At 57.9% G+C, this 26,203-nt stretch carries 27 protein-coding genes; 11 read left to right on the forward strand and 16 right to left on the reverse strand.

Annotated features, from left to right (window positions below; all coding sequences use genetic code 11):
• Positions 1–59: 59 nt before the first annotated feature.
• Positions 60–551 (forward strand): Hcp family type VI secretion system effector, encoded by a 492-nt coding sequence (locus AB8804_RS17800; protein ID WP_371188521.1) that lies wholly within the window; start codon positions 60–62, stop codon positions 549–551.
• A gap of 49 nt (positions 552–600) precedes the next feature.
• Here the strand turns inward: AB8804_RS17800 and metE are convergent, their stop codons facing one another.
• Positions 601–2,862: a 5-methyltetrahydropteroyltriglutamate--homocysteine S-methyltransferase gene (gene metE / locus AB8804_RS17805; protein ID WP_371188524.1), complete on the reverse strand. Its 2,262-nt coding sequence runs from the start codon at positions 2,860–2,862 to the stop codon at positions 601–603.
• Between the two features lie 116 nt (positions 2,863–2,978).
• On the opposite strand from metE, the gene metR reads away from it, so the two are divergent.
• On the forward strand, positions 2,979–3,932 hold the full coding sequence (gene metR / locus AB8804_RS17810) for an HTH-type transcriptional regulator MetR (RefSeq protein WP_371188526.1): 954 nt from the start codon (positions 2,979–2,981) through the stop codon (positions 3,930–3,932).
• On the opposite strand, the gene AB8804_RS17815 is transcribed toward metR, so the two are convergent.
• The 3 genes from AB8804_RS17815 to pldB form a co-directional block, all read right to left on the reverse strand.
• On the reverse strand, positions 3,820–4,719 hold the full coding sequence (locus AB8804_RS17815; protein ID WP_371188528.1) for a carboxylate/amino acid/amine transporter: 900 nt from the start codon (positions 4,717–4,719) through the stop codon (positions 3,820–3,822). The two genes, metR and AB8804_RS17815, sit on opposite strands and share 113 nt — an antisense overlap.
• An 82-nt stretch (positions 4,720–4,801) precedes the next feature.
• Positions 4,802–5,602: a sugar/pyridoxal phosphate phosphatase YigL gene (gene yigL, locus AB8804_RS17820; protein WP_371188530.1), complete on the reverse strand. Its 801-nt coding sequence runs from the start codon at positions 5,600–5,602 to the stop codon at positions 4,802–4,804.
• A gap of 31 nt (positions 5,603–5,633) precedes the next feature.
• Positions 5,634–6,626 (reverse strand): lysophospholipase L2, encoded by a 993-nt coding sequence (pldB, locus tag AB8804_RS17825; protein ID WP_371188532.1) that lies wholly within the window; start codon positions 6,624–6,626, stop codon positions 5,634–5,636.
• A 109-nt stretch (positions 6,627–6,735) separates the two neighbouring features.
• On the opposite strand from pldB, the gene rhtB reads away from it, so the two are divergent.
• A complete protein-coding gene (gene rhtB / locus AB8804_RS17830; RefSeq protein WP_100778449.1) occupies positions 6,736–7,356 on the forward strand; it encodes a homoserine/homoserine lactone efflux protein in 621 nt (206 codons plus the stop codon).
• Here rhtB and rhtC read toward each other — a convergent pair.
• Positions 7,353–7,973 carry a threonine export protein RhtC gene (rhtC, locus tag AB8804_RS17835; protein WP_371188535.1) on the reverse strand — a complete coding sequence of 207 codons (621 nt, stop codon included), beginning with the start codon at positions 7,971–7,973 and terminating at the stop codon, positions 7,353–7,355. The genes rhtB and rhtC overlap by 4 nt on opposite strands.
• A gap of 61 nt (positions 7,974–8,034) precedes the next feature.
• Positions 8,035–9,864 carry an ATP-dependent DNA helicase RecQ gene (recQ, locus tag AB8804_RS17840; RefSeq protein WP_371188537.1) on the reverse strand — a complete coding sequence of 610 codons (1,830 nt, stop codon included), beginning with the start codon at positions 9,862–9,864 and terminating at the stop codon, positions 8,035–8,037.
• A gap of 300 nt (positions 9,865–10,164) precedes the next feature.
• Here recQ and AB8804_RS17845 point away from each other — a divergent pair, with 300 nt between their 5' ends.
• Both AB8804_RS17845 and AB8804_RS17850 read left to right on the forward strand, forming a co-directional pair.
• The gene (locus AB8804_RS17845; RefSeq protein WP_371188539.1) at positions 10,165–10,533 is read left to right on the forward strand and encodes a hypothetical protein; all 369 of its coding nucleotides are present in this window, start codon (positions 10,165–10,167) and stop codon (positions 10,531–10,533) included.
• Positions 10,530–11,075, forward strand: a complete 546-nt coding sequence (locus AB8804_RS17850) for a YbjP/YqhG family protein (protein ID WP_371188541.1) — start codon at positions 10,530–10,532, stop codon at positions 11,073–11,075. The genes AB8804_RS17845 and AB8804_RS17850 overlap by 4 nt, the downstream gene beginning before the upstream one ends.
• A 40-nt stretch (positions 11,076–11,115) precedes the next feature.
• Here AB8804_RS17850 and pldA read toward each other — a convergent pair whose 3' ends face one another.
• A complete protein-coding gene (gene pldA, locus AB8804_RS17855; RefSeq protein ID WP_371188543.1) occupies positions 11,116–11,985 on the reverse strand; it encodes a phospholipase A in 870 nt (289 codons plus the stop codon).
• Between the two features lie 158 nt (positions 11,986–12,143).
• Between pldA and yigI the strand changes: the two genes are divergently transcribed.
• From yigI to AB8804_RS17870, 3 genes are all read left to right on the forward strand, one after another.
• Positions 12,144–12,611: an acyl-CoA thioesterase YigI gene (gene yigI / locus AB8804_RS17860; protein ID WP_112012617.1), complete on the forward strand. Its 468-nt coding sequence runs from the start codon at positions 12,144–12,146 to the stop codon at positions 12,609–12,611.
• Between the two features lie 51 nt (positions 12,612–12,662).
• Entirely contained in the window at positions 12,663–13,553 is an 891-nt protein-coding gene (rarD, locus tag AB8804_RS17865) for an EamA family transporter RarD (protein ID WP_371188546.1), read from the forward strand.
• Positions 13,554–13,656: 103 nt separating this feature from the next.
• Entirely contained in the window at positions 13,657–14,046 is a 390-nt protein-coding gene (locus tag AB8804_RS17870; RefSeq protein WP_371188548.1) for a hypothetical protein, read from the forward strand.
• Positions 14,047–14,109: 63 nt separating this feature from the next.
• On the opposite strand, the gene corA is transcribed toward AB8804_RS17870, so the two are convergent.
• From corA to AB8804_RS17910, 8 genes are all read right to left on the reverse strand, one after another.
• A complete protein-coding gene (gene corA / locus AB8804_RS17875; protein WP_112012619.1) occupies positions 14,110–15,060 on the reverse strand; it encodes a magnesium/cobalt transporter CorA in 951 nt (316 codons plus the stop codon).
• Positions 15,061–15,210: 150 nt separating this feature from the next.
• On the reverse strand, positions 15,211–15,267 hold the full coding sequence (ysgD, locus tag AB8804_RS17880; protein WP_212743980.1) for a YsgD/CorL family protein: 57 nt from the start codon (positions 15,265–15,267) through the stop codon (positions 15,211–15,213).
• A gap of 149 nt (positions 15,268–15,416) precedes the next feature.
• A complete protein-coding gene (gene uvrD, locus AB8804_RS17885) occupies positions 15,417–17,579 on the reverse strand; it encodes a DNA helicase II (protein ID WP_371188551.1) in 2,163 nt (720 codons plus the stop codon).
• A gap of 107 nt (positions 17,580–17,686) precedes the next feature.
• Entirely contained in the window at positions 17,687–18,403 is a 717-nt protein-coding gene (gene yigB, locus AB8804_RS17890) for a 5-amino-6-(5-phospho-D-ribitylamino)uracil phosphatase YigB (protein ID WP_371188553.1), read from the reverse strand.
• Entirely contained in the window at positions 18,403–19,305 is a 903-nt protein-coding gene (gene xerC / locus AB8804_RS17895) for a tyrosine recombinase XerC (protein ID WP_371188555.1), read from the reverse strand. Before xerC ends, yigB begins: the two co-directional genes overlap by 1 nt.
• A complete protein-coding gene (locus AB8804_RS17900) occupies positions 19,302–20,009 on the reverse strand; it encodes a DUF484 domain-containing protein (RefSeq protein ID WP_112012624.1) in 708 nt (235 codons plus the stop codon). The genes xerC and AB8804_RS17900 overlap by 4 nt, the downstream gene beginning before the upstream one ends.
• Positions 20,006–20,830 carry a diaminopimelate epimerase gene (dapF, locus tag AB8804_RS17905; protein WP_112012625.1) on the reverse strand — a complete coding sequence of 275 codons (825 nt, stop codon included), beginning with the start codon at positions 20,828–20,830 and terminating at the stop codon, positions 20,006–20,008. The genes AB8804_RS17900 and dapF overlap by 4 nt, the downstream gene beginning before the upstream one ends.
• Positions 20,831–20,865: 35 nt before the next feature.
• Positions 20,866–21,069, reverse strand: a complete 204-nt coding sequence (locus AB8804_RS17910) for a lipoprotein (RefSeq protein ID WP_371188558.1) — start codon at positions 21,067–21,069, stop codon at positions 20,866–20,868.
• Between the two features lie 134 nt (positions 21,070–21,203).
• Here AB8804_RS17910 and cyaY point away from each other — a divergent pair, with 134 nt between their 5' ends.
• Positions 21,204–21,524: an iron donor protein CyaY gene (gene cyaY, locus AB8804_RS17915; protein WP_006179235.1), complete on the forward strand. Its 321-nt coding sequence runs from the start codon at positions 21,204–21,206 to the stop codon at positions 21,522–21,524.
• A gap of 91 nt (positions 21,525–21,615) precedes the next feature.
• On the opposite strand, the gene cyaA is transcribed toward cyaY, so the two are convergent.
• Positions 21,616–24,156 (reverse strand): class I adenylate cyclase, encoded by a 2,541-nt coding sequence (gene cyaA / locus AB8804_RS17920; protein WP_371188560.1) that lies wholly within the window; start codon positions 24,154–24,156, stop codon positions 21,616–21,618.
• Between the two features lie 349 nt (positions 24,157–24,505).
• Here cyaA and hemC point away from each other — a divergent pair, with 349 nt between their 5' ends.
• Both hemC and hemD read left to right on the forward strand, forming a co-directional pair.
• Entirely contained in the window at positions 24,506–25,447 is a 942-nt protein-coding gene (hemC, locus tag AB8804_RS17925; RefSeq protein ID WP_371188562.1) for a hydroxymethylbilane synthase, read from the forward strand.
• A complete protein-coding gene (hemD, locus tag AB8804_RS17930; RefSeq protein WP_371188564.1) occupies positions 25,444–26,184 on the forward strand; it encodes a uroporphyrinogen-III synthase in 741 nt (246 codons plus the stop codon). The genes hemC and hemD overlap by 4 nt, the downstream gene beginning before the upstream one ends.
• Positions 26,185–26,203: the final 19 nt, after the last annotated feature.

Here is a 26,203-nt window from a genome sequence, read left to right on the forward strand (position 1 = left end):
ATCTACAGTAATGTATTCAATATTCATTAAACTCGTTAAAAGAACAAGGAGTTCTTAGTATGTCTATCCCTCCCTATATGTGGCTTAAGGATGATGGCGGAGCCGACATTAAAGGTTCTGTTGATGTGCAAGATCGTGAAGGCAGTATTGAAATTAATAGCTTGAGTCACGGAATAAACTTACCTGTCGATAGTAGTAACGGTAGGGTAACGGGAACCCGCCAGCATTCTGCTATGTTGATTGAAAAAGCGATCGACAGTTCCAGTCCATACCTTTATAAAGCGGCAGCTTCAGGCCAAACGTTAAAAAGTGCTGAAATCCGCTTTTATTGCATCAACAATGCAGGACAGGAAGTGTGTTACTACACCGTCTTGATGGAAAATGTGAAGGTAACTGGCGTTAATTGTGCTGTTCCAAACGTCAAGCTTGCGGGTAATTCCCAGGTCAATCATATGGAAACCATCAGCTTACAATATGAAAAAATCACCTGGCGCATTGAAGATGGCAACATCATGTTTGCTGACGCGTGGAAAGAGCGAACAACAGCTTAGTCCACTTCGTATTTAACAATGGGGCCAAAAGCCCCATTGTTATTTTGTATTAGCCCTGACGCAAATTCTGCGCCGCCTTGACCATGTTCGCCAGCGCGGCGCGCGTTTCCGGCCAGCCGCGGGTTTTGAGGCCGCAGTCCGGATTCACCCACAGGCGTTCTGCGGGGATCCGCTGGGCAGCCTTCTGCAATAGGGCTTCGATCCACTCCACGCTTGGCACGTTCGGCGAGTGAATATCGTACACGCCCGGCCCGATTTCGTTCGGGTAGTCAAACTCCTCGAACGACTCCAGCAGCTCCATGTCCGAGCGCGAGGTCTCGATGGTGATCACGTCGGCGTCCAGCGCGGCAATGGAATCCATGATGTCGTTAAACTCGCAGTAGCACATGTGGGTGTGGATCTGGGTATCGTCCTTCGCCACCGCGGCGTTGATGCGGAAGGCTTCCACGCCCCACTTCAGGTACGCATCCCAGTCGCTGCGGCGCAGCGGTAAACCTTCGCGCAGCGCCGGTTCGTCAATCTGAATGATGCCGATGCCCGCCGCCTCGAGGTCCGCCACTTCGTCACGCAGCGCCAGCGCGATCTGCTTCGCGATGGTTTCACGCGATACATCCTCGCGCGGGAACGACCAGCAAAGAATGGTCACCGGGCCGGTCAGCATGCCTTTTACCGGCTTGTCGGTGAGCGACTGCGCGAACTTCGCCCATTCAACGGTAATCGCTTCCGGGCGGCTGACGTCCCCAATGACCACCGGCGGCTTCACGCAGCGGGAGCCGTAGCTCTGCACCCAGCCGTTCTGGGTAAAGACGAAGCCGTCGAGATGCTCGCCAAAGTATTCCACCATGTCGTTACGCTCGGCTTCGCCGTGCACCAGCACGTCCAGGCCAAGACGCTCCTGCTCGTTAATCGCCTGCTTGATGTGCTCAGCGATGCCGGTGCGGTAGTGATTCGCATCCAGGTTACCCTTTTTGAAGTCCAGACGCAGGCCGCGGATCTCGGTGGTCTGCGGGAAGGAGCCGATGGTAGTGGTCGGCCACGCGGGCAGATTGAAGCGGGCGCGCTGGGCTTCGGCGCGCACCTCATACGGGCTCTGGCGCTGGCTGTCCCGGGCGGTGATGGCTGCCAGGCGTTTCTCGACCGCCGGGTTGTGCACGCGAGCCGAGTGGCGGCGCGCCTGAATCGGGGCGCTCCATTCGGCAATCGCCGCCGTGTCGCCGGTGTTCAGGGCGTTACGCAGCAGCGCGAGCTCCTCACATTTTTGCAGGGCGAAGGCAAACCAGCTTTTAACTTCCGCATCCAGACGCGTTTCGACGCTCAGATCGATCGGGCTGTGCAGCAGCGAGCAGGAAGAGGCCACCCACAGCTCGCGTTCGCCGACGATCTCTTTAATCTGGCCATATTTTTCCGTGAGATCGGCGCGCCAGACGTTACGACCGTTGATCAGACCGGCGGAGAGCAGCCAGTCCGCAGGCAGGCGGCTGTGCAGCTCGGCCACATCGTCTTTGCCGTGGACCAGGTCAACGTGCAGGCCCTGAACCGGCAGCGCGGTGATGGCGTCGAGGTTCGGCGTAACGCCTTCGAAATAGGTGGTCAGCAGCAGCTTCACCTGCCCGGTGAGCGCGTCGTACGCCGGTTTAAAGGCATCAAGCCAGGCCTGAGGCAGCTCCAGCACCAGCGCCGGTTCGTCGATTTGCACCCACTGGATGCCGCGCTTGCCCAGCTCGCTCAGCACCTGCTTGTAGACCGGCAGAATAGCGTTTAGCAGGCTGAGGCGGTCAAACTGCTCGCCTTTGACTTTGCCCAGCCACAGGTACGTTACCGGCCCGAGCAGCACGGGCTTCACCTGGTGGCCCAGCGCCAGCGCTTCATCCACTTCGTCCAGCAGCTGCGTCCAGCCCAGCTTAAACTGCTGCCCCTTCACAAACTCCGGCACCATATAGTGATAGTTGGTGTTGAACCACTTGGTCATTTCCGCCGCGGCCGCTGGCTCACCCGTTCGCGCGCGGCCGCGGCCAATGCGGAACAGGGTATCGATATCGACCGATCCATCTTTGTTCTGATGACGAGCCGGCACGTTGCCCAGCAGCAGGCTGGTCGTCAGAACATGGTCGTACCAGGCGAAATCGCCCACCGGCAGCAGGTCAACGCCCGCCTGCTTTTGCTGCTCCCAGTGGCGGGCGCGCAGCTCGCGGCCAACGGCCAGCAGCTCTTCGCGGGTGGAATTGCCCGCCCAGTAGCTTTCCTGTGCTTTTTTCAGCTCGCGGCGCAGGCCAACGCGAGGGAAACCGAGAGTGTGAGTGCGGATTGTCATGGTATGCCCCTTGTGAATTTTTACGTTTTAGACGTCCAGATGTTTACACATCCATAATTGGCAGTTACTGTATATTCCTCAAGCGCAAAATGTTCATGGCGAAGTGAAGGACTTTCATGATCGAGATAAAACACCTGAAAACGCTACAAGCGTTGCGGAACTGCGGCTCGCTCGCGGCGGCGGCGGCCACGCTGCACCAGACCCAGTCCGCCCTTTCCCACCAGTTCAGCGATCTGGAACAACGCCTTGGCTTTCGTCTGTTTGTGCGTAAGAGCCAGCCGCTGCGCTTTACGCCGCAGGGCGAGATCCTGCTACAGCTGGCGAATCAGGTGCTGCCGCAGATTGCCAGCGCGCTGCAGTCGTGCAACGAGCCGCAGCAGACCAAACTGCGTATCGCCATTGAGTGTCATAGCTGCATTCAGTGGCTGACGCCCGCGCTTGAGAACTTCCGCCAGAAGTGGCCGCAGGTAGAGATGGACTTTAAATCCGGCGTCACCTTCGACCCGCAGCCCTCGCTCCAGCAGGGCGAACTGGACCTGGTGATGACGTCCGACATCCTTCCACGCAGCGGCCTGCACTATTCGCCGATGTTTGATTATGAGGTGCGCCTGGTGCTGGCACCCGATCATCCGCTGGCGGCCAAAACACGCGTCACGCCGGAAGACCTGGCGACGGAAATGCTGCTGATTTATCCGGTGCAGCGCAGCCGCCTGGATATCTGGCGCCACTTTCTGCAGCCGGCGGGCGTGAGCCCGCAGTTGAAAAGCGTGGATAACACGCTGCTGTTGATTCAAATGGTAGCGGCCAGAATGGGCATCGCGGCGCTGCCGCACTGGGTCGTGGAGAGCTTTGAGCGTCAGGGTCTGGTGGTCACCAAAACCCTGGGCGAGGGCCTGTGGAGCAGGCTGTACGCCGCCGTGCGCGACGGCGAGCAGCGCCAGGCCATTACGGAAGCGTTTATTCGCTCAGCGCGGAACCACGCCTGCGACCATCTTCCGTTTGTGCGGAGCGCGGAGCGACCCATCGGCGATGGACCCACAGCGAAGCCAGAATCACCGCTCCACCAATAATGAAGCTCGGCCAGTGCGGCTGCTCCTGCCATATGGCAAGGTTCACCAGCAGCCCCGCGGGCACGTGCACGTTGTTCATGATCCCCAGCGTACCGGCGTCGACCTGCGTCGCGCCGTAGTTCCACATGAAGTAACCCAGCCCGGAAGCAACCACGCCCAGCCAGACCAGAACACCCCACTGCACCGACGTCGTCGGGAGCTTTTGCGGGTTGCCGAGCATAAACCACGCCGCCACCGCGACAATCGCCGCGCCCAGGTAAAACCAGGCGAAGGCGTTGTGCTGCGGCATCGGCCGGGTTTCCATCAGGCGCTTATAGCCCACCATGCCGATGGCGAAGCTGATATTGGCAAGCTGGACGAACATCAGCCCGGTCCAGAAGTGATCGCTCACTTTGTCGTAGCGAATAATCGCCGCGCCCAGCACCGCCAGCGCGGCGCTCAGTAGATATCCCCAGCGCAAGCGACGTCTGCTCAGCAGGTCGTAGATCAGCGTGATATAGAGCGGCGTGAGCACGGTAAAAAGCAGAAACTCCGAGACGGACAGGTAGACATAGGCCCGGAAGCTGAACAGGTACATGATGCCGAGCTGCATCGCGCCCACCAGCATGTACAGCAGAATGGTTTTCAGCGTTTGCCCGCGCGTACGCAGAAACGGCAGGAACACCAGCGCGGCCAGCCCCACGCGCATCAGCACCGAAAAGTAGCTGTCGACCGAACCCGCAAGGTATTCGCCAATCAGGCTAAAGGAGAAGGCCCACAGGATGGTGGTGATAATGAGTAGCGCCACAATGCTTGTCTCGCAAAAAGAAGGAGAGGCATTGTAGCGAACTCTTTAGTTGACAACTGAACGATAAATAACCGCTTGAGAATTATTCAAGGAACAGCTTGCGCAGATACTTCGGTACAGCGTTGTCGGCATTGGTGCCGATCACTTCCAGCTCCGGGTGCAGGTCCTTCAGGCGCTGGTGCGCGTTTTCCATGATGCAGCCTTTGCCCGCCATGGAGAGCATTTCGGCATCGTTCATGCCGTCGCCAAAGGCGATGCAGTCTTTCAGCTCAAAGCCCAGACGCTTCGCGACGGCTTCCAGGGCGTGACCTTTCGACACGCCGCCCGCCATCACTTCCAGACAGGTCAGCGTTGAGAAGCTCACGTTCACGCGATCGCCCCAGCGCGCGTTGATCGCCTGCTCAAGCGGCAGAAGCTCCTCGTGGCTTTCGCAGGTAAAGAACACTTTGCTGATCCCTTCCGGATCCAGCAGGCCCGGCTCGTAAAGGGAATACTGGAAGACCGCCTCTTTAAAGAAGCGCATCTCATCCGGGCGATGGCGGTTCATAAACCACTCATCGTCGCGGTAGACGTTGGTGACGATCGCCGGGTTGTTATGCACCACGCCGAAGAGATCGGCGGCGATATCGCGGTCGAGGTTATGGGTGAAAATCAGGTTGCCGTCGGTGTCGTGTACGCGCGCACCGTTGGAGGTGATCATGTAGGCTTTGATGTCCAGGTTATCGCGGATCTGCCCCACGTCCACGTGGTGGCGGCCGGTGGCAAACACGAAGTTCACGCCACGGGCAGTCAGGAGTTTTAAGGTCTCTTTCGCGTAAGGCGATAGGGTGTGGTCGGGCGAAAGCAGCGTGCCATCTAAGTCAGATGCAACAACCTGGTACATAGGGATCTCAACCTCTGGTAAAAAATAATAATCAGTTATGCCTGTCGAAAAACTCGACGATGGCGTTCAGCGCGACTGAGCGCATAGCGTCCTTTTCGAAAAGGATCTCATGGTACGCGCCGTTTATGACCAGCGGTTTACCCCCTTCACAGGGATGACCGGCGGCGGCGCGCAGTTCACAAAAGCGGTCGTGCATGCGGTTATCCACCACGCGCTCTTCTTCGGCCTGAATCAGAAGCGTCGGCGTGGCGTCGTTCGCCACCCCGCCCAGCACCTGCTCACCGGCTAAAACGCCTTCACGCACCCAGTGCCAGGTGGGACCACCTACGCGCAGGCGCGGCTCATCGGCGTAAAAGCGCAGGTTGCGGCGATAGCGCTGCCGACTGTGGGTGAGCACGTTGAGCGCAAACGGCAGCGCGCGCCAGCGGCCCGTGCCGATGGCATACCCTTCCCGAATGCGCTGATGGCCCTCAGCCCAGTCGAGAAGCGGACGTACCATCCAGTCTGGAAAACGGATCACAATGCCGTACATGGGCGCGGTAAGCGCGATAGCATCGCACTGATGCGCGTGACGCTGCAGGAACAGCGTGGCGATAGCGCCGCCCATGGAGTGCGCCAGGATGTAGCGCCTGCGCCACGGCCCCGGCTCAACCTCCTGCTGCCAGAAGGCGGCGAGATCGTCGACGTAATCGCTGAAATGATCCACGTGACCCCGGTGCGTGTCCGACAGCATGCGCCCGGAAAGCCCCTGCCCGCGATGGTCGATAATCAGGACATCAAAGCCCATGTGAACCAGGTCATACGCCAGCTCGGCGTATTTGACGTAGCTTTCGATACGGCCAGGGCAGACCACGATGACGCGGTCGTTTTGCTCATTACGAAAGCGCACAAAGCGCACCGGAACGTTATCGACGCCCGTAAACTCATCTTCCTCGCGCTGACGCCAGAAATCGGTCAGCGGCCCCATAGAGAAAGCAGCAAATGCGTTTTCTCGTGTTTCCCAGTCCTTTTTCTGCTGCAACATTGGGTTTCCACCCCTGTAAGCCAAGGAATATCGTTTTTTCTTAACCGGTCACAAAATGACTCAACAATAGCGTATTGTGGCATAAAAACAGACGATTCGGGAGCTTCAAATGACCTTCGAGTGGTGGTTCGCGTACCTGCTGACATCCATTATCCTCAGCCTTTCTCCGGGCTCGGGGGCCATCAACACCATGACCACCTCCATCAACCACGGCTACCGCGGGGCGGTGGCGTCGATTGCCGGATTGCAGACCGGGCTGGGCATTCACATCGTCCTGGTGGGGATTGGCCTCGGCACGCTGTTCTCACGCTCGGTGCTGGCGTTTGAAGTGCTGAAATGGGCCGGGGCGGCGTACCTGATTTGGCTCGGCATTCAGCAGTGGCGCGCGGCGGGCTCGATTGATCTGAATACCCTCGCCCATACGCAAACGCGCGGCCGCCTGTTTAAGCGTGCGGTGTTTGTGAACCTGACTAACCCGAAAAGCATTGTGTTTCTCGCCGCGCTGTTCCCGCAGTTTATCGTTCCGCACCAGCCGCAGGTGATGCAGTACGTGGTGCTCGGCGCGACCACCATTATCGTCGATATCATTGTGATGATTGGCTACGCGACGCTGGCGCAGCGGATTGCGGCGTGGATTAAAGGGCCTAAGCAGATGAAGGCCCTCAATAAGGTATTTGGTTCGCTGTTTATGCTGGTGGGCGCGCTGCTTGCGTCAGCGCGTCACGCTTAGCGAGAAATGATGAGGTGGATGCCGAAGCCCGCAAACAGCGCGCCGGCGAAGCCGTCGATCCACTTCGCAATGCGCTGGTAGCCGCGGCGCATCGCAGGCATGGCAAACAGGCTGGCGACGATGGTGAACCAGGCAAACGTCTCTACCACGATCAGCAGGAAGATCCCCCAGCGCGCGCCCGCGCCGACGCTGTCACCGACGAACAGGGAGAACACGGACCCGAAGTAGATAATCGCTTTCGGGTTCGCCAGATTGGTCAGCAGCCCTTTGACAAAGCTGCGTCCGCCCGTTGCCAGCTCCACCTTTGGCTCTTCCGGTTTTTTCTCTTCTTTCTTCAGCGCCCCGCGCAGCATCTGGTAGCCCATCCAGCACAGATACAGGCCGCCGCCCACCATGATGATGTTATGCAGCCAGGCCATTTTCGCCAGGATCAGGTTCAGGCCGAGCAGCGCCACGGCGGCCCAGACCATCACGCCCATGGTAATGCCGAGTACGCCCATCATCGCCTCTTTACGAGAGCGGCTCACGGCAGTTTGCGATACGAAGAAAAAGTCAGGGCCGGGGCTCATCAGCGCAACGATGTGCACTAACGCCACGGTGAGAAATAGCATCAACATAATTAACTCGCGGGGAAATAATTCAGTGAGTCACCATCCTGGCACTTTTTCGCCCGGCTGACTACTCCTCATCATCACCATCGGCGTGGGAGCGAATGAGCGCCATAAACTCTTTACCGAAGCGCTCCAGCTTGCGCGTGCCGACGCCGTTGACGCTGAGCATTTCGCTGGCGCTGAGCGGCACCTGCTCGGCCATCTCGATGAGCGTGGCGTCGTTGAACACCACGTACGGCGGAATGTTCTCTTCGTCGGCAATGGCCTTACGCAGCTTGCGCAGTTTGGCAAACAGCTTGCGGTCGTAGTTGCCGCCGTAGGATTTTTGCATCACGCGCGGCTTGAGCGCAATCACGCGCGGCACGGCGAGCTTCAGTTCAACCTCACCGCGCAGCACCGGGCGCGCGGCTTCCGTCAGCTGAAGCGCAGAGTGCTGAGCAATGTTTTGCGTGGCGAAACCGAGGTGGATCAGCTGGCGAATGATGCTGACCCAGTGCTCGTGGCTCTGTTCTTTACCGATGCCGTAAACGGGCAGCTTGTCGTGGCCCATATCGCGGATGCGCTGGTTATTGGCGCCGCGCAGCACTTCGACCACGTAGCCCATCCCGAAGCGCTGATTCACGCGGCCAATGGTCGAGAGCGCCTTACGCGCGTCCATCAGGCCATCGTACTGCTTCGGCGGGTCGAGGCAGATATCGCAGTTGCCGCACGGCTCCTGACGCCCTTCACCGAAGTAGTTGAGCAGCACCAGGCGGCGGCAGGTTTGCGCTTCGGCAAACGCGCCCATCGCATTGAGCTTGTGGCGCTCGATATCCTGCAGCTGCCCCTGCGGCTTCTCTTCCAGACAGCGGCGCAGCCACGCCATGTCCGCCGGATCGTAAAACAGCATCGCTTCTGCGGGCAGGCCGTCGCGCCCGGCGCGGCCGGTTTCCTGATAGTAGGATTCGATATTGCGCGGAATGTCGAAGTGCACTACAAAGCGCACGTTGGGCTTGTTAATTCCCATGCCGAACGCCACCGTGGCGACCACGATTTGCAGGTCGTCGCGCTGGAATTTCTCCTGCACGTCGGCGCGGATGTGGTTCTCTAATCCGGCATGGTAGGCCGCGGCGCTAAAGCCGCGGTTTTGCAGGCGCGCGGCGGTGTCTTCCACCTTCGCGCGGCTGTTGCAGTAGATGATGCCGGACTTGCCGCGCTGCTCCTGCACGTAGCGCAGAAGCTGATCCAGCGGCTTGAATTTTTCCATCAGCATGTAGCGGATGTTCGGGCGATCAAAGCTGCTGACCTGGATGAACGGATCGTTCAGGCCCAGAAGCCGGACGATATCCTGACGCGTGGTGTCATCCGCCGTGGCGGTAAGCGCCATAAACGGCAGCTCGGGGAAGCGCTGGCGCAGCTGGCCTAGCGCGGCGTATTCCGGGCGGAAATCGTGTCCCCACTGCGAAATACAGTGCGCTTCGTCCACCGCGAGCAGCACCGGGTTCCAGTGCGCCAGATGATCGAGGAAGTTATCCAGCATCAGCCGTTCAGGCGCGATATAGAGCAGGCGAATCTGCCCGGTACGGCAGCCAGCCATCACTTCCTGCTGCTGCTCGCGGGTCTGGGTGGAGTTCAGACAGGCCGCCGCCACGCCGTTGGCGAGCAGCTGATCGACCTGGTCCTTCATCAGGGAAATGAGCGGCGATACCACCACCGTCAGGCCGTTGAGCACCAGCGCGGGAACCTGATAGCACAGCGATTTCCCGCCGCCGGTCGGCATCACCACCAGACAATCACGGCCTTCCAGCACGGTTTCAATGATGGTCTCCTGGCCGGGGCGGAACTGCTGATAGCCAAAGGTTTCTTGCAAAACCTGCTTAGCCAGCGATTCCTGATTCATTACTTCCGCCTGCGCCACGTTAACCCCATTTGCCAGAAATAAAACTCTAGGTGAGCAAAAACCATCCCGAAGGTTGAGCATGATAAACGCTCATAAGAAGAATATCGACTTGGTTTTGATACTGAGAGGAATTTTGCGATGCATCCCCTACCAGAGACGATATCTCAATCCGCATGCCATCCCTCCTGCGTGAAAGCATTCACAATTCAAACGTAACGAACTGTTTTATATAAATTATATATCACACAAAAAGCTTACCACACACTCATGAATTGAGCGTTTATTATCCACCCACAATAAAATATTAAGGGATAAATTATGGGATGGGATCCAGTCAGAGCATCAAATTACGCCAGGCAACATGCGATGAGTTCATCACATAGCTTATGTGCGACATTCGTTCGTCACGCTCTGCACGCTGGTGGTGTAAATATCACTGGAATACGATTAGCGAAAGATTATGGGCCAGCTCTCGAAAGCAAAGGTTTTGTCGCCCTCGGAGCTGGGCAAAATCTTATAGCGGGCGATATCATCGTCATTCAACCCTATTCCGGCGGGAATCTTGCCGGGCATATCGCTATCTATGATGGCAGCGCATGGTTTTCTGATTTTAGACAGAACGATATGTGGGCCGGTCCCGGCTACAGAGCCAGACGTCCCCCTCACAAAATTTATAGGAAGAGATGATGATAAAGGGACTTTTACTCACCGTGCTATCAATCGTGCTGATTGGCTGCAGCCACCCTCAGGAAGAGACGCCAGAAGCAGCGACACGGGCATTTTATCAGCAATATCTTCAGGCCTTTGCAGATTTCGCCCCCGATGAGGCAGAGCAATCCCCCCTTTCTAACAACTCTCCTTTGCTTAAACGGTATGTATCAGTAGATACCCGGAACCGAATCACTGATATAGACCGGATATTCGAGCAAGAAATTCTTGAAGCGGACTATTTTACCTATTGTCAGGATTACGCGCCGGAATGGGTTAACGCATTGAAAATTGGCAAAGCGACGATGCGGTTCGGCGGGGCAATTGTTCCGGTCAGCCTGGGCGTCGAAGAGGGAAAGTCTTTGGAGCTCATGGTCTATCTCAGGCGCGAGGATAGTTACTGGAAAATCTATCGAGTCAGAGATTTATCTAACAACACCGAGCAACGCATCTTCGATGATGCGGCTATTAAAGCGGCAAAAGACTATGCCAGAGCAAATAAAGACGGTGTGTTGTATTGAGGTCCGGGAAGCGCGATGCTCCCGGCCTCATCACGCGTAATCAGAAAATATCGTTCAACATGACGCCCACGCCAACGCGGGTCTGGTTGAAGTTATAGTCGATAAGCGACTCGCCGTAACCGCTGTAGACCTGCGTATAAAGGCGCACGTGTTTGCTCACCGGGTAGCTCACGCCCAGCTCTGCGCCGCCGTAGCCCGTGTTCCAGTTGTACTGACCTTTAGCGCTCAGCACCGCGTCACCCAGCTGGTAGCCGATCTTAAGCTGGTAGTAACCCATGTATTTGGTGATGTCCGGGTTGTCGTCAGTGTCACCCACGACAAACCACGGCTTCACTTCCACCATGTAATTGCCGTTCTGCGCCATCAGGCGCGTATAGGCGCGGTTCCAGCTGCGCGAAGTGGGATCGGAGCGGCCGTTGGAGTCATGGTTAAAACCAAACTCGACGTCGCGCAGCGTCCAGCCGGCAAACTCGTAGTCCGTCGCGAAGCCCAGGAACAGCTGCGGCTCGTAGTTGGTTTCGCGGAACGGCGAGGATTCACCGCTGTTGGAGAGCTGCCACCAGGACTTCTGCGTATAGGACGCGCCGAGCACCGAGTTCGGCCCCAGGATCCCGCGCCAGAACGGAAACGCCAGGCTGAGCTGGTATTTCACCTCGTCCTTGCGCGCATTCTCAGCCCAGTCGTAGGAGCGAATCGCCTCTTTATTGAGGTCGCTGGTCCAGGTGTAGAGCAAATAGTTGGTGTCGTACGGATAAAGCGTGAACGGATTGTCATGCTCCTGAAGCAGGTTCGCGATGATGCTGCCGCGCACGGCGGGCGTATCATGGACCTCTTTAACCGTTGCTTCCTGCGCATATGCTGTGAGGGGCAGCGAAACCGCCGCCAGTAACCAACCCAGATACGTCCGCATCGGTGGTGTTCTCCTGAGATTGTGACGTCTAATGAATAGTTTTGTAGACGCATTCTACATTTTTCCGCGCGAACTTCCCCTCCTGGTTTCTGAAAGTGGAATTTCTCCGTTGCGAAGCATAAAATCAACATTTTGTTAACAACAAGGATGCTATACAGATGTCAGCCATGCTTACCGCTGAAGAAGCGTTGAAACTCGTGGGCGAAATTTTTGTTTACCACATGCCGTTTAACCGCGCGCTGGGGCTGGAGCTGGAGCGTTACGAGAAGGATTTTGCGAAGCTTAACTTCAATAACCAGCCGATGATGGTAGGCAACTGGGCGCAAAGCATTTTGCACGGCGGCGTGATTGCCTCGGCGCTGGACGTTGCGGCCGGGCTGGTCTGCGTGGGCAGCACGCTGACGCGCCACGACACCATCAACGAGGACGAGCTGCGCCAGCGCCTGTCGCGCATGGGCACGATCGATTTGCGCGTCGACTATCTGCGCCCCGGCCGCGGCAACCGCTTCACCTGCACCAGCAGCCTGCTGCGCGCGGGGAATAAAGTCGCCGTGGCGCGCGTGGAGCTGCATAACGAAGAGCAGGTTTACATCGCCAGCGCAACCGCCACTTATATGGTGGGTTAACGCGGCAAAAGCGGGTAAAATTGCCTCACACTTTTGTAATGGATTTTCCCGATGGATGCTAAACAGACGCGGCAGGGCGTTTTACTCGCCCTTGCCGCTTATTTTATTTGGGGCATCGCGCCTGCCTATTTCAAGCTGATCCACTACGTCCCCGCCGACGAGATCCTGACTCACCGCGTCATTTGGTCGTTTTTCTTTATGATTGCGCTGATGAGCATCAGCCGTCAGTGGTCAGGCGTTAAAACGCTGCTGAAGACGCCGAAAAAGATTTTCCTGCTGGCGCTCTCGGCGGTGCTGATTGGCGGCAACTGGCTGCTGTTTATCTGGGCGGTGAATAACCATCACATGCTCGAAGCGAGCCTCGGCTACTTCATTAACCCGCTGGTGAATATCGTGCTGGGGATGATTTTCCTCGGCGAACGCTTCCGCCGCATGCAGTGGCTGGCGGTGATCCTCGCCTTCTGCGGCGTACTGGTTCAGCTGTGGACGTTCGGCTCGCTGCCGATTATCGCTCTCGGCCTGGCGTTCAGCTTCGCGTTCTACGGCCTTGTGCGCAAGAAAATTGCCGTGGAAGCACAAACCGGGATGCTGTTCGAAACCCTGTGGCTGCTCCCCGTTGCCGCCATTTATCTGTTTGGCATCGCCGACAGCGCCACCAGCCATATGGGCAGTAACCCGTGGTCGCTGAACGTGCTGCTGATGGCCGCGGGCGTGGTGACCACCATTCCCCTGCTGTGCTTCACCGGCGCGGCAACGCGCCTGCGCCTCTCGACGCTGGGGTTCTTCCAGTACATTGGCCCCACGCTGATGTTCCTGCTGGCGGTGATGTTCTACGGCGAAGTGCCGGGCGCGGATAAGATGGTGACGTTCGCGTTTATCTGGGGCGCGCTGGCCATTTTTGTTATTGATGCAATTTATTCAACAAAACGGTTTCGGCGGTAATTAATATTAATTAATTCTGAAACATGCCCTTTTCTTAATTTTCTTCTTTAGAAAAGGGCTAAAAATGCTAGCCTGTCGCTTTGTCATCCTCGAGACAATTAGCATGAAAATATTACGTCACTGTTTCTTTTTTCATGGGAAACAAAAAATCACCCGCCGCCCTTTTTGTATTGCTACAATTATTCATTCTTTGTTTATTATCTTTCCTGCTTCATTACTAAATTTTATAGACAACAATAGCCGAAATATACAATCTTCGCTGACTCTTTTATCACTCATCATTAGCCTGTGCTATTTCAACCTGCGCCTGCAAAGAGCAAGAGATTGTGGACTGAAGGGACGTTATCTACTACTCATTGAAATACTTATCTACGTCCTTGGATTTTGGATTTTACTCTATTACAATCCAAATATGGGTTTCTATTTTATTGGGGCATCCTATCTGGTGCTAACTATTGCGCTGTTGCTGATCCCCTCAAGAGCAAACAAATAAAACCATTGTCATGTTAAGTTATAAAAAAAGGGCACAGAAGATAACCATGCCCTTTTCTAATTTTTACAGCCAGTTCCGGCGCTTAAAATACAGGTACGGCGCCAGCCCGGCGAGGATCATAAAGATAATCGCGCCCGGATAACCAAAGCTCCACTTCAGCTCGGGCATAAACTCAAAGTTCATCCCGTAGCTTGACGCCACCAGCGTCGGCGGCAGGAACACCACGGATACCACCGAAAAGATCTTGATGATGCGGTTCTGCTCGATGTTGATAAAGCCCATCGCCGCCTGCATCAGGAAGTTGACCTTCTGGAACAGGGATTCATTGTGCGGCAGCAGGGATTCGATATCGCGCAGGATCTCACGCGCCTGCTCCAGCTGGCCGCCCGGCAGGCGGGCTTTTCGCACCAGGAAGTTCAGCGCGCGCTGGGTATCCATCAGGCACAGGCGCACCTTCCAGCCGATATCCTCCTGTTCTGCCAGCGTCGAGAGCGCTTCGTCATACTCATCGCCCTGATGGCCTTCCATGATCACGCGGCTCAGCTTTTCCAGATCGCTGTAGATGTTTTCGATTTCATCCGCCAGCTGTTCAATTTTGGTTTCAAACAGGTCGAGCAGCAGCTCGTAGGCGTTGCCTTCCACCATCGCCTGGCTGCGGGCGCGCATGCGGTAAAGACGAAACGCGGGCAGCTCGCGCTCGCGCAGGGTAAACAGGCGGCCGTCGCGAATGGTAAACGCCACGGTGGAGTTACCGGCGTGATCGTCAGCATCTTCAAAAAAGAAGAAAGAGTGAATGTGCAGGCCGTCTTCGTCTTCAAAAAAACGCGCCGAGGCCTCGATGTCTTCCAGTTCCGGACGGGTTGCCAGGCTTTGCCCCAGCTCTGATTGTACGCGAAGGCGCTCATCGTCGTCCGGCTCGACCAGATCCACCCATACGGCATCACTGAGGGGCTGCGACTCTTCGGCTTCAAGCCGAATCAGTCGATTATTTTCGAGTTGAAATGCGCTCAACATGACCGGGACTCCCAATGCAAATAATATCGGACAGTTCGGTGGGCACACAGAAACAATATGGGTTTCAGACCATTAAAAGCCTGACTCAGCGCGACGGGAATAATGCAGGTCGCTGACAACCACTAAGGCCATCAGCAAGAGGAGATAGCCTTAGGAGTTGTTCCTGGATGACAGGGAATTGAGCCAGTATCTACTGGGTGTGTCCAAGGCGAATGTCCTCTTAGCGTAATCGTGCGCGCATGTTACGCCAGCATTCACGGCGGCGTCAACACGCAACGGGACGCTTGAGGGTAATAAATCACCTTCAATGTATAAGGCTAGCAGATTATTACAAAATAATGATATTTTTCTGAAAGTTACACAGTTTCCAGCTTAGCATATGCCGCCACCAGCCATTTGATCCCCTGGCCCTGGAACGCGACCTGCAGGCGGCTGTGCTCGCCGCTGCCTTCCAGGTTGACGATGGTGCCTTCGCCGAATTTTGAGTGGCGAACGCGCTGGCCCAGCTTGTAGCCGGTGTCAGTTTCCGCGATAGGCGAGCCCATGCGCTGATGGCTGAGAGGGCGGCTGATGCTCGCGCGCAGGCGTACCTCTTCAATGCACTCCTCCGGCAGCTCGCCGATGAAGCGCGACGGACGGTGATACACCTCTTTACCATACAGGCGGCGCGTTTCGGCGTAGGTCAGCGTCAGCTTTTGCATGGCGCGCGTTACGCCGACGTAGGCCAGGCGACGCTCTTCTTCCAGACGCCCGCCTTCATCCAGCGACATCTGGCTCGGGAACATCCCCTCTTCCATCCCGACGATAAACACCTGCGGGAACTCCAGGCCTTTCGCGGAGTGCAGGGTCATCAGCTGAACCGCATCCTGCCAGGTGTCCGCCTGCCCTTCGCCCGCCTCCAGCGCGGCGTGGGAGAGGAACGCCTGCAGCGGCATCAGGTCTTCGTCTTCTTCGTTGTAGCTGAACTGGCGCGTTGCCGTGACCAGTTCCTCTAAGTTCTCAATACGGGTCTGGCCCTTCTCGCCCTTCTCCTGCTCGTACATGGTGCGCAGGCCGGAGTCTTTAATCACCCGGTCGGTCTGCACGTGCAGCGGCATATCGGCGGTTTCTTGCGCCAGCGCGTCGATAAGCTCCATAAAGCGCTGGAGCGCGCTGGCCGCACGTCCGGCGAGGGCTTTTTCCTGCAGCAGCTCGCGGCACGCCTGCCAGAGCGTCAGCTGACGATCGCGGGACGCCTGGCGCACCACGTCCAGCGTGCGGTCGCCGATGCCGCGCGTCGGGGTATTCACCACGCGCTCGAACGCGGCGTCATCATTGCGGTTGGCGATCAGGCGCAGATACGACAGCGCATCTTTAATTTCCTGACGTTCGAAGAAGCGCATGCCGCCGTAAATGCGGTACGGCATGCCCACCTGCAGGAGCGCCTCTTCCAGCACGCGCGACTGGGCGTTGCTGCGGTAGAGAATGGCGCACTGCTCCAGCGCGCCGCCGTTGTCCTGCCAGGTTTTGATGCGGTTCACCACGAAGCGCGCTTCGTCGAGCTCGTTGAACGCGCAGTAGATGGAGATCGGCTCGCCGTCGACGCCGTCGGTCCACAGCTTTTTACCCAGTCGCCCGTTGTTGTTTTCGATCAGGGCGTTGGCCGCGCTCAGGATGTTGCTGGTCGAACGGTAGTTCTGCTCCAGGCGAATGGTTTGCGCGCCGGGGAAGTCGTTCAGGAAGCGCTGGATGTTTTCCACCTGCGCCCCGCGCCAGCCGTAGATTGACTGGTCGTCATCGCCAACGATCATCACCTTGCCGGTGTCGCCCGCCAGCAGGCGGATCCATGCATACTGAATGTTGTTGGTGTCCTGGAACTCGTCCACCAGAATGTTGGTGAAGCGCTCGCGGTAGTGCTGCAGGATGTGCGGCTTGTTGAGCCACAGCTCGTGCGCGCGCAGCAGCAGCTCGGCGAAGTCCACCAGCCCGGCGCGGTCGCACGCTTCCTGATAGGCCTTGTAGACGTTCTGCCAGGTCTGCTCGACCGGGTTGCCGAAGCTCTGAATATGGTGCGGGCGCAGCCCTTCGTCTTTTTGACCGTTGATGTACCACATCGCCTGACGCGGCGGCCACTGCTTCTCGTCGAGGTTCATAGCTTTGATCAGGCGCTTAAGCAGGCGCAGCTGGTCTTCGCTGTCGAGGATCTGGAAATCCTGCGGCAGGTTGGCGTCCATGTGGTGCGCGCGCAGCAGGCGGTGCGCCAGGCCGTGGAAAGTGCCTACCCACATGCCGCCCTGGCTGGTGCCCATCAGCTGCGCGATACGGTGGCGCATCTCCGCCGCCGCCTTGTTGGTGAACGTCACCGCCATAATGGAGTACGGCGAGCAGTTCTCCACGCTCTGCAGCCAGGCGATACGGTGAACCAGCACGCGCGTCTTGCCGCTGCCCGCTCCAGCCAGAACCAGCATGTTGGTGCGCGTTGCGGCAACCGCGTCACGCTGTTTGTCATTAAGGCTGTCGAGCAGGTAAGAAACGTCCATTGGCACCGTCACATAGTATTCAGGAACACAGCAAAACGCCCGGTGGCGCTTCGCTTACCGGGCCTACAACTGCAAAACCCTGGTAATTTATACAATATTACTGGTGATTATATCAGCGTCGTGAGGGATGCCAACCGCGAAATTTCGATGTGCGGCAGCAGGCGGCTGTCCTGCGTTGTCATCAGGTCCGCGTTTTCCGGCTTGATCCAGCACGCCTGCATGCCGCAGCGGATGGCGCCCGCGACGTCCGTCGTCAGGTCATCGCCCACGTGCAGGATCTGGCCGAGCGGCAGATTTAGCTTTTCAGCCGCCAGGTGGTACATATCGCTGAACGGCTTGGCGCGCCCGTGCGGACCCGCGCGGAGCACAAACTCAAAGTAGTCGCCCAGGCCAAACAGCTCCGGCTGCGCGTTGCCGTTGGTGATCGCGACCAGCGGCCACTTTTCAGCAAGCTTCGCCAGCGTGTCGTGGGTTGCCTGCGGCACGTCGATACGGCTGCGCCATTTGGCGAAGTTTTCCATTGACGCTTCGGCCCCGATCGCCGCGTCGCGCGCGCTCAGCCCGGCGTTAAGCATCGCCTGCTCCACCGCGCGGCGGCGCCATTCGGTCACGTCGTGGTAAATCTCCGGCTCGGTTTCACGCAGGGACTGGCGCAGCTGATGGAAGTCCTTGTTCTGCATGGCCTTCAGCGCCGGGTGGTAGTTTTGCACAAACGCCAGCGACTCCTGCTCGGTGCGCAGGATCACCTGACGGTTGTCATAAAGGGTGTCATCAAGGTCAAAGGTGATTGCAGAAATCTGACCCAGTGGGCGGTAAAAACGCATTATTTCCCCCGTTTGGCGCGTGGGTGCGCCGCGTCATACACCGAGGCAAGGTGTTGGAAGTCTAAGTGGGTATAGATTTGAGTTGTCGATAAATTCGCATGGCCGAGGAGCTCCTGCACGCCGCGCAGATCGCCGCTCGACTCCAGCATGTGGGTCGCAAAGGAGTGGCGCAGCTTGTGCGGGTGGACGTGGCTGTTCAGCCCCTGCTTGATGCCCCACTCCGCAAAGCGCTTCTGCACGTTGCGCGCGGAGATACGCTTGCCGAGCTTCGACAGAAACAGCGCGTTCTCCTCCGCGCCAAACAGCCCGCGCAGATCCAGCCAGTGCTCAATCCACGAAACGGCGTTGCGGCCAATCGGCAGGCGACGCTCCTTGCTGCCTTTCCCCATCACCCACACTTCACCGGACTCAAGATCGAGGTGGTTGAGATCGAGGTTGACCAGCTCGGACAGACGCAGCCCGGCGCCGTACATCACCTCCAGCATCGCGCGATCGCGCACGGCCAGCGGATCGTTAAGATCGATATCCAGCAGGCGGTTCACGTCGTCAACGTCGATATTCTTGGGCAGATGGCGCGGGGCCTTAGGCGTGGCGATACCTTTTGCCGGATTGGCCTTGAGCGTACCCTGGCTCACCAGCCAGTCGAAGAAGCTGCGCAGGGCTGAAAGCCGCAGCGCCAGGCTTGCCGGGCTAAGGTTTTTTTTACGGCTGCGCACGACAAAACCGCGCACCGTTGCCGCGTCGCAGCGCTCCCAGCTTTTAAGGCCGATCTCGTCGGCAATCTGCATAATGGCATCAAGCTGGCGCTGGTAATTCAGCAGCGTGAGGGGGCTAAGCTGGCGCTCAACGCCCAGATAGCGCAGGAACCGCGTAACGTCAGTTGAAAGCAGCGCGTCCGTCATATCCGTTCAATCCAGCGCTCCAGCAGCTCCGGCAGCATCAGCGCAAGCTCCTGCAAGAGGTGCGTGGCCTGGCCCGGCTCGTAATGATGCGCGTCGCGGCTGGTAAAAAGCATCACGCCCAGATCGCCGTCGCGGCCCATCAGCGACATCGCCACCGAGCCAATCGCTTTGGCTTCCGGCAACACCACCAGCAGCTCAGGTCCGTTCAGCGGCCCGAGATAGTGGTGTTCATGCCCAAGGCGCTGAATGCGCAGCGGTTCGAATGCCTGACGGCTGAGCGCCAGATGGGTAAAGCCGGACGGCGCGCCAATGCGCCAGCGATCGGGAAAGAGGCGAATCGTTGCGCCTGCCAGCCCAAGCTCGCGCGCCCAGCGGTGGAAACGATTGAGGAACTCTTCCAGGCTGTGCGCCGACGCCAGCCGCGCTTGTAAATTCAGCAGGCGATAGAACAGGCTCTCGTTGCTGCTGGCCTGCTCCATCAGCAGCGTCATGTTCTCTTCGAGCTGATGGATGTGGTTGCGCGAACGCGCCATGTGCCATTCGACCAGCGACACGGTGCCGCGCACCGGATGCGGCACGCGCATCTGTTCGACCGCGCGCGCGTTGCGAATAAAGAACTCAGGATTGTTCAGCAGATAATCAACGACGGCCGCATCGTCCAGCGCCGTCACCGTTTCCTGCAGTTCTTCCCCTGGTTGTTTCATAGATGGATAAACCCGTCATAGACATGTGCCGCCGGGCCCGTCATATACAGTGGATGACCCGGTCCTTTCCAGGCGATATCAAGCCGTCCGCCCGGTAACTCCACGCGCACCTCTTCTGCCAGTAACCCCTGAGAGATACCTACCGCCACGGCCGCGCAGGCGCCGCTTCCGCAGGCCTGCGTTTCACCCGCGCCGCGTTCGAATACGCGCAGGCGAATGTGCTCGCGCTTCACCACCTGCATAAAGCCGATGTTTGCCCGCTCGGGGAAGCGCTCGTGGCTTTCCAGCACCGGGCCGAGGCTTTCGACCGCCGCGGTTTCCACATCATCAACCTGAATCACGCAGTGGGGATTACCCATCGAGACGACGCCGCACAATACTGTCTGCTCGGCCACGCGCATGATATAGGTCTTTTCCGCTTTGTTGGCGCGAAATGGCACGGCGGAAGGATCGAAGTTAGGCTCGCCCATGTTCACGCGCACCAGCTCATCGTCGGTGACGCTCAGCACCATGCGGCCATTGGCGGTGCTGACGCGGATGTCGCGCTTGTTGGTCAGCCCTTTCAGGCGCACAAAGCGGGCAAAGCAGCGCGCGCCGTTGCCGCACTGGGACACTTCGCTGCCGTCCGCGTTGAAGATGCGATAGTGGAAATCTAGGTCAGGATCGTAAGGCGGCTCAACCACCAGCAGCTGATCAAAACCCACGCCAAGGTGGCGATCCGCCAGACGGCGGATCAGCTCCGGAGAGAAAAAGACATTCTGCGTTACCGCGTCGACGACCATAAAGTCATTGCCCAGGCCATGCATTTTAGAGAACTGCATCATTTGCTCCACTTCGCGGGTACAGAACGTAATTGTCAGTAATTCACCTGGGTCGGGCCGCCGTTGTCGCCGCGGTCGTTGGTGTCCGGCGTTGTGGAATCAATACCACTTTGCACAGGCCTGGTTGGCGGCGGCGCGTTTTTATCCGCTGGCGGGAAGTAGAGAGGTCCCTTGAGTCCGCAGCCGGTCAGGCTAAACAGAGTGACAAGAACGGCAAGCGCTCGGAAGACGTTTTTCATTATAAAGTTGCCCGTAAGTTCAAATCTGTTTCTATCATCGCAGGAGAAGACACAAAAGCAAGAGTTTGCCGCTTTCCTGCAACGGGAATTATTTAGCGTTATACTGCCGCCATCACGAAAAAAGGAACAAAACCATGAACGACAGTGAATTTCATCGCCTTGCCGACACCCTGTGGATGACCATCGAAGAGCGCCTGGACGACTGGGACGGCGACAGCGATATCGATTGTGAAATCAACGGCGGCATTCTGACCCTGAGCTTCGAAAACGGCAGCAAAATCATCATCAACCGTCAGGAGCCGCTGCACCAGGTATGGCTGGCGGCGAAACAGGGCGGCTACCATTTCGACCTGAAAGGTGACGAGTGGGTGTGCGACCGCAGTGGCGAAACGTTCTGGGATCTGCTGGAGCAGGCGGCGACGGCGCAGGCGGGTGAAACCGTCAGTTTCAGGTAGTTTTTTTGCCGGGTGGCGCTGCGCTTACCCGGCCTACGGGTTCGGGCTGTTGTAGGCCCGGTAAGGCGTAGCCGCCACCGGGCTCACGAAATCAGGAGAAATACTGCTGCAGCAGCGGTGCGGTATCCTGGTTTGCGGGAACCGGCGCGATCGTTTGGGTGCGGAACGGAATCACCTGCGCGCGCCCGTCCACGTTCACGATCTGGTAGAACTGCGGCAGGTTGAAGTTAATAAAGCTTGAACCGTAGGTGAAGCGGTCGTGGGATGAGGAGTAGAAGCGGCTGACGTCGCGCACCAGCTCCTCTTTGCTGCCCTCACAGTGGTGATAGACCTCGGCGCGGTTGGTCTCATCCAGAATATAGATGTTGAAACCGGCGTCGTCCCCCGACTCCTCAAAGAAGAACTGAATAATCCCTTCGCTCGCAAAGCCGTCCACCACCTGCGGCAGCGTGACGTGGTTGGTTCCCACCTGCACCGACAGGCCGTGCAGCTTGTTGTGCGATATCGCGCCGTAAAACTCGATGGCGTTTTCCAGCTTCTGCACCGACACGTTCAGACGTTCGAAGAACAGGCCCCAGGTCTGGCCAGAGACGCGCAGCGCCTTAAAGCGTCCGGTTTCCTGACGGGTGCTGGAGAGGCGAAGCTCGATGCATTCCGACACCAGCTGCTGCACGCGGGTACGGATCAGGCCGCGCAGGTGCTGGCTGTAGCAGAACACCTCCACGCTGTCCGGCGGCGCGGCGTCCTGGTGCATCTTGCCGAGAATGGTTTTCAGCGCCTCGATCATCGCCTGCTCGCCGTTGAAGTGCAGGGTACGCACTTCGTTCCACGAGTTGCGGTACAGGAGATCGACGCTGCCCACCAGGCAGTTTTGCTGCTCGCCGAAGCTAAAGACGTCCAGCTTGCGGAAGTCAAAGTGGACCACCTGATTGCGGAAGGCCGCCGTCGGGTCGTACTCCAGGTTGACGATAATCGCCAGATGGCGAATTTCACACGGGCTGTAGAGCGCTTTCGGCGTTGGCGCAGGCAGGCGCAGCGGGAAGTGGTGCGACACGTCAGCGACCATCTCCTGCAGCTTAGCTAAATCGACGACCTCGTTGCCCTTGATAAACAGGCGCGTGCGCGAGGTCAGCAGGCCGTTAAACCAGGCCCAGGCCACCAGCTTGTTAAGATAGCGGTTATATTCCAGCGGCTGATGGCTGATGATGGAGTTCATGCTTGGCGCACGGTTGTAGAGATACCACCCGGTGCGGTTCGCGCGGCCCGGCGGCACAAAAATAAAGGTCAGGTTCGGTTCTGACAGGTCCGGCGAAATCTGCGGGTTCACCAGCGTGACTTTACCCGGCAGCGCTTCAAACGCGGCGTATAGCTTACGGGTCAACACCCCGATGTCCTGCGGACTGGCGGAAACGCTCAGGTTATTGCGGCGCGCAAAGCGGATCAGGTTGCGGTAGCTTTGCATCATGGCATCGAGCAGTTCGTTGTGCGCTTCGCGCACCTGGTCGATTTTCCAATTGGCGCGGTTGTCGAGCATCGCAAGGCGCTCTTCGTCCCAGCCCCACTCTTTCACGAGCTGGCTGACCACTTCACGACGCCAGCCCACGCAGGCGCGCTCGCGGCTCAGTTTTTCGCATACCTTGAGATAGAAACATCGACGCACGAGGTCAAGACGCGTGTGGTCATCAATGGCTTTCAGGTATTCGGTGACGCGCTCCAGCATCATGCAGTAGGCATCAAGCCCGTAGGAGACAATCTCTCCGTCGTGCAGGCGCTGTTTAATGTCTTTCGCCAGCAGGCGCGGCGTTGGGTATTCCCAGGAATAGGCTTCGAGCAGCAGCGTTTTCAGCACCGCCTTGTACGGCGAGTCGATGCTTTTATAAAGCTGCCACAGGCTCGCGCCAAAGTACTCTTCGGCGGACAGGGAGCTGAGGCCGCCCAGATCCAGCCATTCGTTCGGCGTCAGGACGCCCTGCGAATAGAGCGACATCACGTAGTCGTCGTAATGCTCTTCTTCATCGCACGGCACCATATTCCACAGAATACGCTTGCCGGCGAGACGTACCGCGGTGCGGTAAAACTCGTCCAGCAGCAGGATGTGCTGCGTCGAGCCGCAGTCTTCGCCTCCCAGGCTGCCGCTTTCGTTATGGCGGAAACGGTTTTCATCGATCAGGAAGAAGCTCACTTCCACCCCGAGCGACGCCGCCCAGCTCTCCAGCAGGCTGCATTTACGCTGCAGCAGCTGGCGCTCTTCGTTATCGAGCCAGGATTGGTGGCAGACCCAGATGTCCAGGTCAGACGAACAGCTTTGCCCTACCGATGAGGTACTCCCCATGGAGTAAACGCCGGTGATCGGCAGTTCACCTTTCGGAGAAACCTGAGGCGGCATGCCGCGGTAGAGTTCAAGTTCGTTGAGATAATGCTGTTGAGTTTCATCAGGCGTGAAGAGGCAAATGCCCTGGGGAACGTTACCATCAAGGTAACCCGGCATCAGCGGATGGTGATAGTGCAGTAATGTCGGCAGCAGACTGTATACCTGCTGGAAAGCAGGGCCCATGGCAGCAAGCGCGCGATCCACACGCAGTTGATTGATGGCATCCAGTCTCTGTTTCAAAGTCTCAATATAGAGGTACAAGACGTATCGCCTGATGTTTCCGGGCGTTACATGCTATTCCAGAATCGAATAACAGCAGGCCCGCAGTATTTCAAAAAGATAACCGTTACCCTTTTTCGCCCTTATCTTTATGGTGGTACAGACGAAAAAATGGTCTAAAACGTGATCAATTTAACACCTTGCCGGTTGACCGTAAAGAAAGATGCGCTACATACAAGTGTAGCACCGTTCTGTACGTGTAAATTCCTGAATACGGCTTTGGCTGACGAGAACGCCGCCCTGTCCCTCACTCGCCTCATCAACCGTAAAACTGCCATCCGAGTGTCAACAATGTTAGGATGGTTAGCGATTGATAATGACGGTAACAAGCATGTTAGACAATGTTTTGAGAATTGCCACACGCCAAAGCCCCCTCGCGCTCTGGCAGGCACATTATGTTAAGCAGCGCCTTGAAGCCTGCCACTCCGGACTGCGCGTCGAGCTGGTGCCGATGGTCACGCGCGGCGATGTGATTCTTGATACGCCGCTGGCAAAGGTGGGCGGAAAGGGCTTGTTCGTCAAAGAGCTTGAGCTGGCGCTGCTTGATAAGCGTGCCGATATCGCCGTGCACTCCATGAAAGACGTGCCCGTAGAATTTCCTGAAGGGCTGGGGCTGGTGACGATCTGCGAGCGCGAAGATCCGCGCGATGCGTTTGTCTCCAACCAGTACGATTCCCTTGACGCGTTGCCGCCGGGCAGCGTGGTTGGCACGTCGAGTTTACGCCGTCAGTGCCAGCTGGCAGAGCGCCGTCCGGATCTGGTGATTCGCTCGCTGCGCGGCAACGTCGGCACGCGCCTCGGCAAGCTGGATAACGGCGAGTACGATGCAATTATCCTCGCGGTGGCGGGCCTGAAGCGTCTGGAGCTGGAGTCGCGCATTCGCGTCGCGCTGCCGCCGGAGCTCTCGCTGCCGGCAGTAGGCCAGGGTGCCGTGGGTATCGAATGCCGTCTTGACGACGATCGCACCCGCGCGCTGCTTGCGCCGCTGAATCACGACGAGACCGAAATTCGCGTCAAAGCCGAGCGGGCGATGAATACCCGCCTCGAGGGCGGCTGCCAGGTGCCCATTGGCAGCTATGCTGAATTAACCCACGGCGAGCTGTGGCTGCGCGCGCTGGTTGGCGCACCGGACGGCACGCAGATGGTGCGCGGCGAGCGTCGCGGCAGGCCAGAAGAGGCCGAAGCGCTTGGCGTATCGCTGGCTGAAGAGCTGCTGGATAACGGCGCTCGCGAGATCTTGGCCGAGGTTTATAACGGAGAACCCCCTGCATGAGCATTCTTGTCACCCGCCCTTCTCCCGCAGGAGAGCAATTAGTGAGCCGTCTGCGCGCACTGGGGCAGGTGGCCTGGAGTTTTCCGCTGATCGAATTTTCCCCCGGTCGGGAGCTTGCCATGCTCACCGACCGTTTGAATGCCCTTCGGGAGGATGACCTCCTGTTCGCCCTGTCGCAGCATGCCGTGGAGTTTGCCCACGCGCAGCTTCAGCAGGAAGGGATGCGCTGGCCAACCGCTCCGCGCTATTTCGCCATCGGCCGTACGACCGCGCTGGCCCTGCACACCGTCAGCGGAATTGACGTTCGTTACCCGCTGGATCGGGAAATCAGCGAAGTCTTGCTACAATTACCTGAATTACAAACTCTTGTCGGCAAGCGCGCGCTGATCCTGCGCGGCAACGGCGGCCGCGAGCTGTTGGGCGAAACGCTGCGCGAGCGCGGCGCTGACGTAACGTTTTGCGAATGCTATCAGCGCTGTGCAAAACACTACGATGGCGCACAGGAGGCCATGCGCTGGCAGGCGCGCGGCATTTCTACCCTGGTGGTGACCAGCGGTGAAATGCTGCAGCAGCTTTGGGCGCTTGTTCCGCAATGGTATCGTGAAAACTGGTTACTCCGCTGTCGGCTTCTGGTCGTCAGCGAGCGTCTGGCGAACCTCGCCCGGGAACTGGGCTGGCAGGATATTCGGATCGCTGATAACGCCGACAACGATGCGCTGCTGCGCGCATTACAATAACTCTCAAATGGGAAGCCAT

This window comes from Enterobacter sp. KBR-315C3_2022, from assembly GCF_041399425.1.
Lineage (GTDB): Bacteria > Pseudomonadota > Gammaproteobacteria > Enterobacterales > Enterobacteriaceae > Enterobacter.

Bases quoted from the DNA above. Each gene is read 5' to 3' on its own strand.
- AB8804_RS17800 (WP_371188521.1), top strand. From the start codon at position 60: ATGTCTATCCCTCCCTATATGTGGCTTAAGGATGATGGCGGAGCCGAC.
- metE (WP_371188524.1), bottom strand. From the start codon at position 2,862: ATGACAATCCGCACTCACACTCTCGGTTTCCCTCGCGTTGGCCTGCGC.
- metR (WP_371188526.1), top strand. From the start codon at position 2,979: ATGATCGAGATAAAACACCTGAAAACGCTACAAGCGTTGCGGAACTGC.
- yigL (WP_371188530.1), bottom strand. From the start codon at position 5,602: ATGTACCAGGTTGTTGCATCTGACTTAGATGGCACGCTGCTTTCGCCC.
- pldB (WP_371188532.1), bottom strand. From the start codon at position 6,626: ATGTTGCAGCAGAAAAAGGACTGGGAAACACGAGAAAACGCATTTGCT.
- rhtB (WP_100778449.1), top strand. From the start codon at position 6,736: ATGACCTTCGAGTGGTGGTTCGCGTACCTGCTGACATCCATTATCCTC.
- rhtC (WP_371188535.1), bottom strand. From the start codon at position 7,973: ATGTTGATGCTATTTCTCACCGTGGCGTTAGTGCACATCGTTGCGCTG.
- AB8804_RS17845 (WP_371188539.1), top strand. From the start codon at position 10,165: ATGGGATGGGATCCAGTCAGAGCATCAAATTACGCCAGGCAACATGCG.
- AB8804_RS17850 (WP_371188541.1), top strand. From the start codon at position 10,530: ATGATGATAAAGGGACTTTTACTCACCGTGCTATCAATCGTGCTGATT.
- pldA (WP_371188543.1), bottom strand. From the start codon at position 11,985: ATGCGGACGTATCTGGGTTGGTTACTGGCGGCGGTTTCGCTGCCCCTC.
- yigI (WP_112012617.1), top strand. From the start codon at position 12,144: ATGTCAGCCATGCTTACCGCTGAAGAAGCGTTGAAACTCGTGGGCGAA.
- rarD (WP_371188546.1), top strand. From the start codon at position 12,663: ATGGATGCTAAACAGACGCGGCAGGGCGTTTTACTCGCCCTTGCCGCT.
- AB8804_RS17870 (WP_371188548.1), top strand. From the start codon at position 13,657: ATGAAAATATTACGTCACTGTTTCTTTTTTCATGGGAAACAAAAAATC.
- corA (WP_112012619.1), bottom strand. From the start codon at position 15,060: ATGTTGAGCGCATTTCAACTCGAAAATAATCGACTGATTCGGCTTGAA.
- uvrD (WP_371188551.1), bottom strand. From the start codon at position 17,579: ATGGACGTTTCTTACCTGCTCGACAGCCTTAATGACAAACAGCGTGAC.
- yigB (WP_371188553.1), bottom strand. From the start codon at position 18,403: ATGCGTTTTTACCGCCCACTGGGTCAGATTTCTGCAATCACCTTTGAC.
- xerC (WP_371188555.1), bottom strand. From the start codon at position 19,305: ATGACGGACGCGCTGCTTTCAACTGACGTTACGCGGTTCCTGCGCTAT.
- AB8804_RS17900 (WP_112012624.1), bottom strand. From the start codon at position 20,009: ATGAAACAACCAGGGGAAGAACTGCAGGAAACGGTGACGGCGCTGGAC.
- dapF (WP_112012625.1), bottom strand. From the start codon at position 20,830: ATGCAGTTCTCTAAAATGCATGGCCTGGGCAATGACTTTATGGTCGTC.
- AB8804_RS17910 (WP_371188558.1), bottom strand. From the start codon at position 21,069: ATGAAAAACGTCTTCCGAGCGCTTGCCGTTCTTGTCACTCTGTTTAGC.
- cyaY (WP_006179235.1), top strand. From the start codon at position 21,204: ATGAACGACAGTGAATTTCATCGCCTTGCCGACACCCTGTGGATGACC.
- hemC (WP_371188562.1), top strand. From the start codon at position 24,506: ATGTTAGACAATGTTTTGAGAATTGCCACACGCCAAAGCCCCCTCGCG.
- hemD (WP_371188564.1), top strand. From the start codon at position 25,444: ATGAGCATTCTTGTCACCCGCCCTTCTCCCGCAGGAGAGCAATTAGTG.